The organism is Pseudomonas sp. Con_6 (assembly GCF_059379395.1).
Genome location: NZ_CM182011.1, coordinates 592,598 through 606,308 on the forward strand (window position 1 = coordinate 592,598; position 13,711 = coordinate 606,308).

Annotated in this window: 7 protein-coding genes; 5 read left to right on the top strand and 2 right to left on the bottom strand. The window is 64.1% G+C overall.

The features are described 5' to 3' along the window. Positions 1 to 48 precede the first annotated feature (48 nt). Positions 49 to 2,982 carry a bifunctional [glutamate--ammonia ligase]-adenylyl-L-tyrosine phosphorylase/[glutamate--ammonia-ligase] adenylyltransferase gene (gene glnE / locus AC5QPF_RS02685; RefSeq protein WP_494961908.1) on the bottom strand — a complete coding sequence of 978 codons (2,934 nt, stop codon included), beginning with the start codon at positions 2,980 to 2,982 and terminating at the stop codon, positions 49 to 51. 383 nt (positions 2,983 to 3,365) lie between these two features. Here glnE and aceE point away from each other — a divergent pair, with 383 nt between their 5' ends. The 5 genes from aceE (at position 3,366) to AC5QPF_RS02710 (ending at position 12,133) form a co-directional block, all read left to right on the top strand. Continuing rightward, positions 3,366 to 6,011 carry a pyruvate dehydrogenase (acetyl-transferring), homodimeric type gene (aceE, locus tag AC5QPF_RS02690; RefSeq protein WP_494961909.1) on the top strand — a complete coding sequence of 882 codons (2,646 nt, stop codon included), beginning with the start codon at positions 3,366 to 3,368 and terminating at the stop codon, positions 6,009 to 6,011. Between the two features lie 13 nt (positions 6,012 to 6,024). Further along, positions 6,025 to 7,680: a dihydrolipoyllysine-residue acetyltransferase gene (gene aceF, locus AC5QPF_RS02695; protein WP_494961910.1), complete on the top strand. Its 1,656-nt coding sequence runs from the start codon at positions 6,025 to 6,027 to the stop codon at positions 7,678 to 7,680. Between the two features lie 370 nt (positions 7,681 to 8,050). Next, positions 8,051 to 10,741 carry an EAL domain-containing protein gene (locus tag AC5QPF_RS02700; protein ID WP_494961911.1) on the top strand — a complete coding sequence of 897 codons (2,691 nt, stop codon included), beginning with the start codon at positions 8,051 to 8,053 and terminating at the stop codon, positions 10,739 to 10,741. An 87-nt stretch (positions 10,742 to 10,828) separates the two neighbouring features. After that, the gene (msrA, locus tag AC5QPF_RS02705) at positions 10,829 to 11,497 is read left to right on the top strand and encodes a peptide-methionine (S)-S-oxide reductase MsrA (protein ID WP_494961912.1); all 669 of its coding nucleotides are present in this window, start codon (positions 10,829 to 10,831) and stop codon (positions 11,495 to 11,497) included. Positions 11,498 to 11,506: 9 nt separating this feature from the next. Next, complete coding sequence (locus AC5QPF_RS02710) at positions 11,507 to 12,133, top strand: glutathione S-transferase N-terminal domain-containing protein (protein ID WP_494961913.1); 627 nt, start codon at positions 11,507 to 11,509, stop codon at positions 12,131 to 12,133. Positions 12,134 to 12,332: 199 nt separating this feature from the next. Here AC5QPF_RS02710 and creD read toward each other — a convergent pair whose 3' ends face one another. Next, the gene (creD, locus tag AC5QPF_RS02715; protein ID WP_494961914.1) at positions 12,333 to 13,664 is read right to left on the bottom strand and encodes a cell envelope integrity protein CreD; all 1,332 of its coding nucleotides are present in this window, start codon (positions 13,662 to 13,664) and stop codon (positions 12,333 to 12,335) included. Positions 13,665 to 13,711 lie beyond the last annotated feature (47 nt).

A 13,711-nucleotide genomic window follows, 5' to 3' on the forward strand; every position in this document is an offset into this window, starting at 1 on the left:
CCGGCTGGCTTCCTGCCGCCCGGATCCGCACGTGTTTCAGTTCCGCGTTCAGCTCAGTCCCAGTTCACCCCAGATGCGCCGTACTTCGCGGCGTTCCGTGGCGAATTGCGCCGCATCGATCACCCCGGCCTGTTTCTGCAAGGCTTGGCGGTGCGCGGCGGAGCGGAACGCCTTGTACACCTCGCGCAGCAGCACGGCATCGCTGGCGGGCATCAGCCCGGCTTCCTCGAGACCTTCGAGGATGCGGATGTTGTCGGTGTAGCGCAGCAGCGCCGGATGGGTGTGGGACCAGGCGAGCGCGGCGTATTGCACCATAAATTCAATATCGACGATACCACCGGCATCCTGCTTGATATCGAAGGGAACGCCGGCGTCATAGGCATTGCTCGCAGTGCCGGCGGCGGTGGATTTGCTGCCCAGGTTGTCGCGCATCTTGGCCCGCATGTCGCTGACTTCGACGCGCAGGGCGTCCAGGTCGCGCTGTTTGCCGAGGACCCGCGCACGCACGTCCTCGAAGGCCGCGCCGACCTGTTCGCAGCCCACCAGCACCCGGGCGCGGACCAGTGCCTGGTGTTCCCAGGTCCAGGCTTCGTTCTGCTGGTAGCGCTCGAACGCGCCCACTGAGCTGACCAGCAGCCCCGAGGCGCCGGACGGGCGCAGGCGCATGTCGACGTCGTAGAGCTGACCGGAGTTGGTCTGGGTGGTCAGCAGGTGGATGATGCGCTGGCCCAGGCGGGTGAAGAACTGCGCGCTGTCGATCGGCTTGGCGCCGTCGGTCTCGGCCTGCGGGTCGCCGTCGTGGATGAAGACCAGGTCCAGGTCGGAGCCGTGGCCCAGTTCGAGGCCACCGACCTTGCCGTAGCCGACGATGATGAAGCCCGGATCGCAGGGGCTGCCGTCGCTGCGCTGCGGGCGGCCGTGGCGGGCCACGGTCTGGCGCCAGGCCAGGGCCAGGACCTGGTTGAGGATGGCTTCAGCGAGCCAGGTCAGGTAGTCGCTGACCTTCATCAGTGGCAGGCTGCCGGCGATTTCCGAGGCGGCGACGCGCAGGCTGTGGGCCAGCTTGAAGTGACGCAGGGCCTCCATCTGCTGTTCCAGGTCGTCCTCGGGGATGCGGGTCAGGCGCTCGCGCAGCTCGGCGGCCAGTTCCGGTGCCTTCGGCGGGCTGAACAGGCGACTTTCATTAAGGAGTTCGTCGAGCAGCAGCGGGAAGCGGGCGATCTGCTCGGCGATCCACGGGCTGGCGGCGCACAGGGTGAGCAGGCGGCGCAGGGCGCCGGGGTTTTCGGTGAGCAGCACCAGGTAGGCGGAGCGGCGGGCTACGGCTTCCACTAGCGGCAGCACCCGCTCCAGCACCAGGTCCGGATCGTCGTGCTCCACGGCCTGGGCCAGCAGGCGCGGAATAAAGGCATCGAGGCGTTCGCGGCCGAGGCGCTGCATGGCCCGCAGCTGAGGGCTGGAACGCAGGCCGGCAAGCAGCTTCAAGGCCCGCGCGGCGTCGCGGAAACCGGCGTCTTCCAGCTGGCGGCAGGCGGCTTCTTCGTCCTGGGCTTCTTCCCAGAGCGGCAGCCATTCGCCGCCGACCACCACTTCGCCTTCGCCTTCTTCTTCATCCGGGTCGGCGATGACCTGGCGGAAGTGCCAGTCGATACGCCCGCGCCAGTGCATCAGTTGGGCGTGGAAGGCATCCCAGTCGGGGAAGCCGAGCATGAAGGCGATGCGCGCGCGGTCCAGGTCGCCATCCGGCAGCATCTGGGTCTGGCGGTCGCCGATGGCCTGGATCGCGTGTTCGGTGTAGCGCAGGAATTCGTAGCCTTCGCGCAGCTCGGCGATCACCGCAGCGGGCAGGTAGCCCTGGCCTTCCAGGGTCGCCAGCACTTTAAGGAGGGGGCGCTGTTGCAGGCTCAGGTCGCGGCCACCGTGGATCAGTTGGAAGGCCTGGGCGATGAACTCCACCTCGCGGATGCCGCCGGCGCCGAGCTTGATGTTCTCGGACATGCCCTTGCGCCGCACTTCCTGCTGGATCAGCTGCTTCATGGTGCGCAGCGCCTCGATGGCAGAGAAGTCCAGGTAGCGGCGGTAGACGAACGGTCGCAGCATCTCCTGCAGTTGCGCGCCGGCCGCCTGGTCGCCGGCCACCACGCGGGCCTTGATCATGGCGTAGCGTTCCCAGTCGCGGCCCTGGTCCTGGTAGTACTGCTCCAGGGCGTTGAAGCTCAGGACCAGAGCACCGGACGAACCGTAGGGGCGCAGGCGCATGTCGACGCGGAAGACGAAACCGTCGACGGTGATCGGGTCCAGCGCCTTGATCAGCCGTTGGCCGAGGCGGGTGAAGAATTCCTGGTTCTCCAGTGGACGCTTGACCCCGACGGTCTCGCCGCCTTCGGGGAAGGCGAAGATGAGGTCGATGTCCGAGGACAGGTTGAGTTCCACCGCGCCGAGCTTGCCCATGCCCAGCACCACCATGTGCTGCGGCAGGCCGCTGCGGTGACCGGTGGGCGTGCCGAATTGCTCGCAAAGGCGCGGGTACAGCCATTGGTAGGCCTGGTCGATGGCCGCGTCGGCCATGTCGGAGAGGTCGCGGCAGGTTTCGACCAGATCGGCCTGGCGGGTCACGTCACGCCAGATGATGCGCACCTGGTGGCGGTTGCGCTGGCGGCGCAGGTTGCGCGCCAGTTCGTCCTCGGTGCTGGCGGCGGTTGCCGCAGCAGCCAGTTGTGCGCACAGCTCGCCGGGGGCGAAGCGCCGGTCAAGGTCGCCGCTGGCGGCCAGGTCGAGGAGCATCGCCGGGTCGCGCAGGCTCTGTTCGACGACGAACACGCTGGCCGCCGAGACCCGGGCGAAAGCGCTCCAGCGCTCGCTGTCCCAGTCGTCCAGGGTGAGGCCGTCGAAGGCCGCCACGGCATCGCGCAGGGCCTGTTCATTATTGAGGGCAGTGGCTTTCAGGGTTTCTGGCAGTTGGACCAGCGAAGGCAGGCTCATGGTCTATCCTTGATCCGCGGGAAAAGGCAGGCGGTGACGAGGCGGGCGGAACGCGACCCGGGTTGGACTGTCGTACAAAAGTTGGAAATAGCTGCAAATCCGGTTTTTTTGGCAGGAAACATCACAGCAGACCTTTTCGTAACCGGTTTTTCATCGCCGGTATCGTTTTATCTCACAAGCCAATGGATGGCCGGACGTCGTTCCGATGTAGTTTTACTACTGCTTTTTTCAGTCGAAGGCATGTAATGACGAACGATTTGTAGTAAAACTACACGCCGCCGGGACTACCTCCGGTAATCCAAGAATTCATGTCGTCTGCCCAAAAGGCCAGTCGCAAACTTCAGGCAACCGATTCTGGAAGCCTTTCCGCCCTGGAGCAAGCCATGCAAGACCTCGATCCCGTCGAAACCCAGGAATGGCTGGACGCCCTGGAGTCGGTCCTCGACAAAGAAGGCGAAGACCGCGCTCACTACCTGATGACCCGTATGGGCGAGCTGGCCACCCGCAGTGGTTCGCAGCTGCCGTACGCAATCACCACGCCATACCGCAACACCATTCCAGTCACCCACGAAGCACGCATGCCTGGCGACCTGTTCATGGAACGCCGCATTCGCTCCCTGGTGCGCTGGAACGCGCTGGCCATGGTAATGCGCACCAACCTGAAGGACTCGGACCTGGGCGGCCACATTTCTTCGTTCGCCTCTAGCGCCACCTTGTATGACATCGGCTTCAACTACTTCTTCCAGGCTCCGACCGAAGAGCACGGCGGCGACCTGATCTTCTTCCAGGGCCACGCCTCGCCAGGCGTCTACGCCCGCGCCTTCATGGAAGGTCGCATCAGCGAAGACCAGATGAACAACTTCCGTCAGGAAGTCGATGGCAACGGCCTGTCGTCCTACCCGCACCCATGGCTGATGCCTGACTTCTGGCAGTTCCCGACCGTTTCCATGGGCCTGGGTCCGATCCAGGCGATCTACCAGGCGCGCTTCATGAAGTACCTGGAAGCCCGCGGCTACATCCCTGCCGGCAAGCAGAAAGTCTGGTGCTTCATGGGCGACGGCGAGTGCGACGAGCCGGAATCCCTGGGCGCGATCGCCCTGGCCGGCCGCGAGAAGCTGGACAACCTGATCTTCGTCATCAACTGCAACCTGCAGCGCCTCGACGGCCCGGTTCGCGGTAACGGCAAGATCATCCAGGAACTCGAAGGCGTGTTCCGTGGTGGTGGCTGGAACGTCAACAAGGTGGTCTGGGGCCGCTTCTGGGACCCACTGCTGGCCAAGGACACCGACGGTATCCTGCAGCGCCGCATGGACGAAGTCATCGACGGCGAGTACCAGAACTACAAGGCCAAGGACGGCGCGTTCGTCCGTGAGCATTTCTTCAACACTCCAGAGCTCAAGGCCATGGTCGCCGACCTGTCCGACGACGAGATCTGGAAGCTCAACCGTGGCGGCCACGACCCGTACAAGGTCTATGCGGCCTACCACCAGGCGGTCAACCACAAAGAGCAGCCGACCGTCATCCTGGCCAAGACCATCAAGGGCTACGGCACCGGTGCTGGCGAAGCCAAGAACACCGCGCACAACACCAAGAAGGTCGACGTCGACAGCCTGCGCCACTTCCGTGACCGCTTCGACATCCCGGTCAAGGACGAAGAGCTGGAAAACCTGCCGTTCTTCAAGCCTGAAGAAGGCAGCGCCGAAGCTCGCTACCTGGCCGAGCGCCGCGCGGCACTGGGCGGTTTCGTCCCGCAGCGCCGCAGCAAGTCGATCAGCATCCCGACGCCGCCACTGGAAACCCTGAAGGCGATCCTGGACGGCTCGGGCGACCGCGAAATCTCCACCACCATGGCCTTCGTGCGCATCCTGGCGCAGCTGGTCAAGGACAAGGAAATCGGCCAGCGCATCGTTCCGATCATCCCGGACGAAGCCCGTACCTTCGGTATGGAAGGCATGTTCCGCCAGTTGGGCATCTACTCGTCCGTCGGCCAGCTCTACGAGCCAGTCGATAAAGACCAGGTGATGTTCTACCGCGAAGACAAGAAGGGCCAGATCCTCGAGGAAGGCATCAACGAAGCGGGCGCCATGTCCTCCTTCATCGCTGCCGGTACTTCGTACTCGAACCACAACCAGCCGATGCTGCCGTTCTATATCTTCTACTCGATGTTCGGCTTCCAGCGTATCGGCGACCTGGCCTGGGCTGCCGGCGACAGCCGTACCCGCGGCTTCCTGATCGGCGGTACCGCCGGCCGTACCACCCTGAACGGTGAAGGCCTGCAGCACGAAGACGGTCACAGCCACATGCTGGCGGCGACCATCCCGAACTGCCGCACCTATGATCCGACCTACGGCTACGAGCTGGCGGTGATCATCCAGGACGGCATGAAGAAGATGACCGAAGAGCAACAGGACGTCTTCTACTACATCACCGTGATGAACGAAGCCTACACCCAGCCAGCCATTCCGGCCGGTGCCGAGGAAGGCATCATCAAGGGCATGTACCTGCTCGAAGAAGACACCCGCGACGCCGCACACCACGTCCAACTGCTGGGCTCGGGCACCATCCTGCGCGAAGTCCGCGAAGCGGCGAAGATCCTGCGCGACGAGTTCAACATCGGTGCCGACGTCTGGTCCGTCACCAGCTTCAACGAACTGCGCCGCGACGGCCTGGCCGTGGAGCGCAGCAACCGCCTGAAGCCGGGTCAGAAACCACAGGTCACCTACGTCGAAGAGTGCCTGGCTGGCCGTAAGGGCCCGGTCATCGCCTCCACCGACTACATGAAGCTGTTCGCCGAACAGATTCGCCAGTGGGTACCGAGCAAAGAGTTCAAGGTCCTGGGTACCGATGGCTTCGGTCGCAGCGACAGCCGCAAGAAGCTGCGTCACTTCTTCGAAGTCGACCGTCACTTCGTCGTGCTGGCTGCCCTGGAAGCCCTGGCTGACCGTGGCGAAATCGAACCGAAGGTGGTGGCTGATGCCATCGTCAAGTTCGGCATCGACCCGGACAAGCGCAACCCACTGGACTGCTGAGGAGTATTTTTAAGTGAGCGAACTCATTCGCGTACCTGACATCGGCAGCGGTGAAGGTGAAATCATCGAGCTGTTCGTCAAGGTCGGTGACCGTATCGAAGCAGACCAGAGCCTGCTGACCCTGGAGTCCGACAAGGCCTCCATGGAGATCCCGGCCCCCAAGGCCGGTGTGATCAAGTCGCTGAAGGTCAAGCTGGGCGACCGCCTGAAAGAAGGCGACGAACTGCTGGAACTGGAAGTCGAGGGTGCCGCTGCCGCGGCGCCTGAGGCACCTGCCGCCGCTCCTGCCGCTGCCGCGCCTGCCGCCGCACCGGCAGCAGCTGCCCCGGCTCCTGCTGCTGCGCCAGCCGCACCGGCTGCCGCCAGCGTCCAGGACATCCACGTGCCGGACATCGGTTCGTCGGGCAAGGCCAAGATCATCGAAGTGCTGGTCAAGGCCGGCGACACCGTCGAAGCCGACCAGTCGCTGATCACCCTGGAGTCCGACAAGGCCTCCATGGAGATCCCGTCGCCTGCTGCTGGCGTGGTCGAAGCCGTGATCGCGAAACTGGACGACGAAGTCGGCACCGGTGACCTGATCCTGAAACTGAAAGTGGCGGGTGCTGCACCTGCTGCACCTGCTGCACCTGCTGCTCCGGCGCCTGCCGCGGCTGCACCGGCTGCTGCACCTGCTGCCGCTGCTCCGGCCCCTGCTGCTGCCGCGCCGGCTCCAGCCGCTGCTGCTCCGGCTGCGGCGCCTGCACCTAGCGGTGCCAAGGTTCACGCAGGTCCCGCTGTTCGCCAACTGGCCCGCGAGTTCGGCGTCGAGCTGAGTGCTGTGTCGCCGACCGGTCCTCACGGCCGCGTGCTGAAGGAAGACGTGCAGGTCTACGTCAAGGCCATGATGCAGAAGGCCAAGGAAGCACCTGCCGCTGGCGGCGCTACCGGTGGCGCAGGCATCCCGCCGATCCCGGCTGTCGACTTCAGCAAGTTCGGTGAAGTGGAAGAAGTGGCCCTGACCCGCCTGATGCAGGTCGGTGCCGCCAACCTGCACCGCAGCTGGCTGAACGTGCCGCACGTGACCCAGTTCGACTCCGCCGACATCACCGAGCTGGAAGCCTTCCGCGTTGCGCAGAAAGCCGTGGCCGAGAAGGCTGGCGTCAAGCTGACCGTGCTGCCACTGCTGCTGAAAGCCTGCGCCTTCCTGCTCAAGGAACTGCCGGACTTCAACAGCTCGCTGGCGCCAAGCGGCAAGGCGATCATTCGCAAGAAATACGTGCACATCGGCTTCGCCGTGGACACCCCGGATGGTCTGCTGGTCCCTGTGATCAAGAACGTCGACCAGAAGAGCCTGCTGCAACTGGCGGCGGAAGCGGCTGCCCTGGCTGAAAAAGCCCGGACCAAGAAGCTCTCCGCAGACGACATGCAGGGTGCCTGCTTCACCATCTCCAGTCTCGGCCACATTGGCGGCACCGGCTTTACGCCGATCGTCAACGCGCCGGAAGTGGCGATCCTTGGTGTCTCCAAGGCCACCATGCAGCCAGTCTGGGATGGCAAGGCCTTCCAGCCGAAGCTGATGCTGCCGCTGTCGCTGTCCTACGATCACCGCGTGATCAACGGCGCCGCCGCCGCCCGCTTCACCAAGCGTCTGGGCGACGTGCTGGGCGACATCCGCACCATGCTGCTGTAATTGCTGTCCAGCCAGTCTCGCCCTGCCGGGCGGGGCTGGCGCACCCTTTTCGAGCTGCCACGCTCGTACCTCAACCCCGTCATCTGGCGGGGCTTTTTTTTGCCTGGAAAAAGGACGCTGCAGACCCTGTGGGAGCGGGTTCACCCGCGATTGCGATGGTGAATCCACTGCCGCCATCGCGGGTGAACCCGCTCCCACAGGGGCCGCGGCGTCGGCTAGATCGTTGAAGAAAAGCAGCGCCAGGCCGACATAGATCAAACCAGCATCAAACCATTTGCTTGTCAGCCTCCGGCGCATGATGCAACCTTGCCCGAACGTGCATAGCAAAGTGCCAAGCCCGTGCCATCAGTCTTATTCGAGCGAGCTTCCCATGAAGAGCCAAACCGATGCTGCCAGCCGTCCGGCGGCCGAGGTAGTGACGCAGTTACCGGTGCCATCACGGCTCGGCATGCTGCGTTTCGAGCGGCTGAACGAAGCGAGCTGGGCGATGCTCTTTCTCGATCCAGGCTGCGAACGCCAGTTCGGCCTGCCGGCCGTGGAACTCTGTGCCCTGGTGGGTTCGCCCTACGCCAGCCTCATGGAGCCGGAGGCCCGCTACAAGCTGCATGACGCCATCCAGGCGCAACTGGCAGTGGGCAATCACTACGTCAGTCGCTACACCCTGCACACCAGCAACGGCCCCCTGAACTTGCTTGAGCTGGGCGAAGCCTACAAGCAACACAACCGTCAGTTGCTGCGCGGCTACCTGCTGGTGCTGGACGAGCAGGAAGGCATCAGCCCCGAGCTCAGCGCCGAAGACCTGGAAACCCGCAACAGCCGTCTGCAGATCGCCCTCAAGCTGAACCAGCAGGCGCAGCAGGAGCAACTCGAACATCTGGAGCGCGTGCGCGCCCAGCAGGACCTGATCCTGCATCTCGCGCGGCACCGCTACAGCGTCAGCAACTCGCTGCAGGAAGCCGCCGAGCTGATCACCCGCAGCGCTTGCGAAATCTACAAGATCGAATGCGCCAGCCTGTGGTACCTCGAAGGACAGCGCCTGGAGCCGATCTCCGCGTTCTATCGCGAGACCCGCGAATACCGGATGCCCAAGCCCATCGACGCGAGCCTGTTCCCGGACTATCTCGAAGCCCTGCACAGCAGCCGCGCCATCGACGCGCACAACGCCAGCCACGACCCGCGCACCCGTGACATCACCGAGAGCCTGCGCCCGCGCGACGTGATCGCCATGCTCGACGCCAGCATCCGCGTCGACGGTCAGGTGATTGGCGTGCTCTGCCTCGAACACGGCGGCAGCCCGCGGGCGTGGCAGGCCGATGAGATCGCTTTCGCCGGCGAACTGGCCGACCAGTTCGCCCAGGTCATCAACAATCACAACCGTCGCGCTGCCACCAGCGCCCTGCACCTGTTCCAGCGTGCAGTGGAGCAGAGCGCCAACGCCTTCCTGCTGGTCAACCGCGACGGCGTGGTGGAGTACGTCAACCCGAGCTTCACCGCGATCACCCAGTACAGCTCCGAGGAAGTGCAGGGCCATCGCCTGTCCGAGCTGTCGGCCCTGGAGAACCTCAGCGAACTGCTGTTCGACGAGTCCAGCCTCGCCATGGGCAACAGTTGGCAGGGCGAGTTCAAGAGCCGGCGCAAGAACCTCGAACCCTACTGGGGCCAGCTGTCGATTTCCAAGGTGTATGGCGACAACCGAGAGTTGACCCACTACATCGGCATCTACGAAGACATCACCCAGACCAAGCTGGCCCAGCAGCGCATCGAGCGCCTGGCGTACACCGACAACCTGACCGGCCTGGGCAACCGCCCGGCATTCATCCGCAACCTTGATGAGCGCTTCGCTCGCGACAGCGACACGCCGATCTGTCTGCTGTTGGTGGACATCGACAATTTCAAGCGAATCAACGACAGCCTCGGCCATCAGACCGGCGACAAGCTCCTGGTCAGCCTGGCCCGGCGCCTGCGCAACAGCCTCAGTCCCGGCGGCAGCCTGGCGCGCTTCGCCAGTAACGAATTCGCCGTGCTGCTGGACAACACCGATCTGGAAAGCGGCCAGCAGATCGCTCTGCAGTTGCTCGCCACCCTCGACAAGCCGATGTTCGTCGACAACCAGTTGATCAACGTCACCGGCTCTGTCGGCCTGGCCTGCGCGCCGCTGCATGGCCGCGACCCGCAGACCCTGATGAAGAACGCAGGTCTCGCCCTGCACAAGGCAAAGGCCAACGGCAAGCACCAGGTCCAGGTGTTCACCGAGGCGCTCAACGCCGAGGCCAGCTACAAGCTGTTCGTCGAGAACAACCTGCGCCGCGCCCTGGCGCAGAACGAACTGCAGGTGTTCTACCAGCCCAAGCTGTGCCTGCGCACCGGGCGCCTGCTGGGCCTGGAAGCGCTGCTGCGCTGGAACCATCCTGAGAAGGGCATGATCCGCCCGGACCAATTCATCAGCGTCGCTGAAGAAACCGGCCTGATCATCCCCATCGGCAAGTGGGTGGCGCGCCAGGCGTGCCGCATGAGCCAGCAACTGGCGGAGGAGGGCATGGGCAACCTGCAGGTGGCGATCAACCTGTCGCCCAAGCAGTTCTCTGACCCGGACCTGGTCGCCTCGATCGCCAACATCCTCCAGGAAGAGGCGCTGCCGCCGCACCTGCTGGAACTGGAACTGACCGAAGGCCTGCTGCTGGAAGCCACCGAAGACACCCGGCGCCAGCTCGACCAGCTCAAGCAACTGGGCCTGACCCTGGCCATGGACGATTTCGGCACCGGCTATTCGTCGCTGAGCTACCTGAAGAAATTCCCGATCGACATCATCAAGATCGACCGCAGTTTCATCAACGAGATCCCGGACAACCAGGACGACATGGAGATCACCTCGGCGGTGGTGGCCATGGCCCACAACCTCAAGCTCAAGGTGGTCGCCGAAGGCATCGAGACCGCCGAGCAACTGGCGTTCCTGCGCCGGCACCGCTGCGACGTTGGCCAGGGCTACCTGTTCGACAAGCCGATCCCGGGCGACGAGCTGGTCGACAAGCTCAAGCGCTATCCGCGTTTCCCGACCGCCTGACAGCCACGCAACACTCGGGCACACTACCGGTCTATCCCAATGAAGGCATCGCGTGCGATGCCGCCTGCCTGACAAGAGGAATGGGTAATGGTCCTGCGTTCGGAGATTCTCGTGAATAAAAACGTCCTGCCTACCGCGGAACAGGCACTGCCTGGCCGCGAAACCCCGATGCCGCTGCCGGAAAAGCATTTCGTCTTCACCGAGACGCCGCTGCTCGGGCCTTTCTTCGAAAGCGCCGTGGACTTCGCCATCTTCGGCCTGGGTTGCTTCTGGGGCGCCGAGCGGCGCTTCTGGCAGCGTGAAGGCGTGATCAGCACCGTGGTCGGCTATGCCGGTGGCATCACCCCGAACCCGACCTACGAAGAAGTCTGCTCGGGCCTGACCGGCCACACCGAAGTCGTGCTGGTGGTGTTCGACAAGGACAAGGTCAGCTACCGCGAGCTGCTGGCGATGTTCTGGGAACTGCACAACCCGACCCAGGGCATGCGCCAGGGCAATGACATTGGCACCCAGTACCGTTCGGCGATCTACTGCACCTCGCCACAGCAGTTGCAGGAAGCCGAGGAAAGCCGAGACCAGTACCAGGCCGAGCTGGCCAAGTCCGGCTTTGGCGAGATCACCACCGAGATCGCCCAGGCACCGACCGTGTACTTCGCCGAGGCCTACCATCAGCAATACCTGGCGAAGAATCCCGATGGCTACTGCGGCATCGGCGGTACCGGCGTCTGCTTGCCGCCCAGCCTGCAAGGTAACTGAGGAGCTACCATGGCTACGCCGAGCATGATCCTGTTCTTTTCCCCGCTGTCGCCCTTCGTGCGCAAGGTGCGGGTTGCACTGCATGAGACTGGCCAGACCGACCGGGTCGCACTGCAAGCGGTCAATGTCAGCCCGGTCAGCCCGGACGCCGACCTCAACCAGGGCAACCCGGCAGGCAAGCTGCCGGCGTTGCGCCTGGAGGACGGCACCGTGCTGCACGATAGCCGTGTGATCGTCGACTTCCTCGATCACCAGCATGTCGGCAATCCGTTGATTCCCCGTGAAGGATCGGCGCGCTGGCGGCGCCTGACCCTGGCCTCGCAGGCCGACGCGATCATGGATGCGGCGGTACTGACTCGCTACGAGACCTTCCTGCGGCCGGAAGAGAAGCGCTGGGATGAGTGGACCGAGGCGCAGTCGGAGAAGATCCGCCGGGCGCTGGCGGATCTTGAGGACAACCACCTGGCCGAGATCGCCTCGGCCTTCGACGTCGCGGCGATTGGCGTCGCCTGTGCCCTGGGCTACATCGACCTGCGCATGCCCGACTTCGGCTGGCGCGAGCGGCAGCCGAAGCTGGCGGCATGGTATGCCGAGGTCAGTCAGCGGGAGTCGATGAAGGCGACCGCTCCGGTCTGACTTCAGGGGCTCATCGCTGGCAAGCCAGCTTCCACAAGGTTTTGTGGTGTTCTCGATGTCGGGGCACACTGTGGACCCTGTGGGAGCTGGCTTGCCAGCGATGACTGACTGACAGCCCCCACAAAAACCTCAGTCCTCCACAAGATCCTGATTCCCCTTACCAGCTCCTCTCCAAACTCGCGGTCCTCCCTCAGCCCGCTCATACCCGCACCTGCCCGGCCCGGTACCAGTCCAGCCGCCGCGTCAGCACCATGAACACCCCCAGCAGCGCGAACAGCAGCAACGCCCCCATCAGCAACGCATAGTCCTCGGCGCTCAACAGCCCGTAGAGCAGCGCATACAACACCGCCAACCCCACTGCGAAACCCAGTCCGCGTACAAAACTGTGCAGCACATGGCACAGGTAGAAACCAATCAACCCCACGCAGCCCCCCGCCGACACCAGGTACGCCAGCCCGAAGCCGATATGCTCCGACAACGACAGCAGCAACAGATAGAACAGCGCCAGCGCCGCGCCGACCAGGGCGTACTGGATCGGGTGCACGCTCAGATCACGCAGCACCTCGAAGAGGAAGAAACCGGCAAAGGTCAGAGCGATGAACAACAGCGCGTACTTGATCGCCCGCTCGCTCTTCAGGTACTGGTCCACCGGATCGACGAAGCTCACGCCGAAGGCCCGTGCGCGGTAGTCCTCGCAGGTGACGGTGTCGACGCAGCGGGCCAGGATCTCTTCCAGGTTGGTGGAGAAGAACGAGGTCTGCCAGTGGGCCTTGAAGCCCTTGTCGTCGATCTCGCGGTTGCTGGGCAGGGCGTTGCCGATGAAGCTCGGGTGTGGCCAGTTGGCGGCCAGGGTTACGCTGCTGTCGCGGCCTACCGGCAGGATGTAGAGCTGGCCGGTGCCTTGCAGGTTGAGGTCGTAGGCGTAGTCCAGGCGCAGCTCACTGCTGCGGTCGAGCTCGCCGAGCAGAGCGTGCACGCCGCCGCCTAGCCAGTCCAGCTTGCTGCCCGCGGCGAAATCCAGGGTGCGGCCGTTGACCTGCAGCTTCAGGCCGTTCTGGATACCGCGGATATCGCTGATGCCCACGGCGATGAATGGCGTGTCGAAGCGGTAGTCGTCGAGGTCATCCTTGATCCCCCAATGGGCCGGTATCTTGAACTGGCCGCTGACATGGCTGCTGGCATGGAACAGCCGCGCCTCGTAGATGCCCCGGGAGCGCAGCTCGGTGCTGGCCGTGCCGTCGAGAACGAAGGTCTCCGGGAGGAAGGTCAGGAAGCCATGCTTCATGCGGGTTTCCTGGAAGCTCTTGCCGTCCTGCACCTTCCACACCCGCTCGTACCTGCTGTACGGCACCACCAGCAGCGGCCCGCTGATCTGCTGGGCATTGGCGGAGCTCTGGGCGATGTCGTCGACCACGCTGTCGCGCAGGGATTGCCGCTCGTCGATCAGGCCGCCGATCATCAGCAGCGGTATCAGCAAGGCCACCACCAGCAGGGCGATGGTGCCGAGTTTGAGACTCAGGTTCTTGTTCATGGAAAGGGCTCCGCTTGAGAAGGAGCCCAGTCTGCCGAGGCTGTATG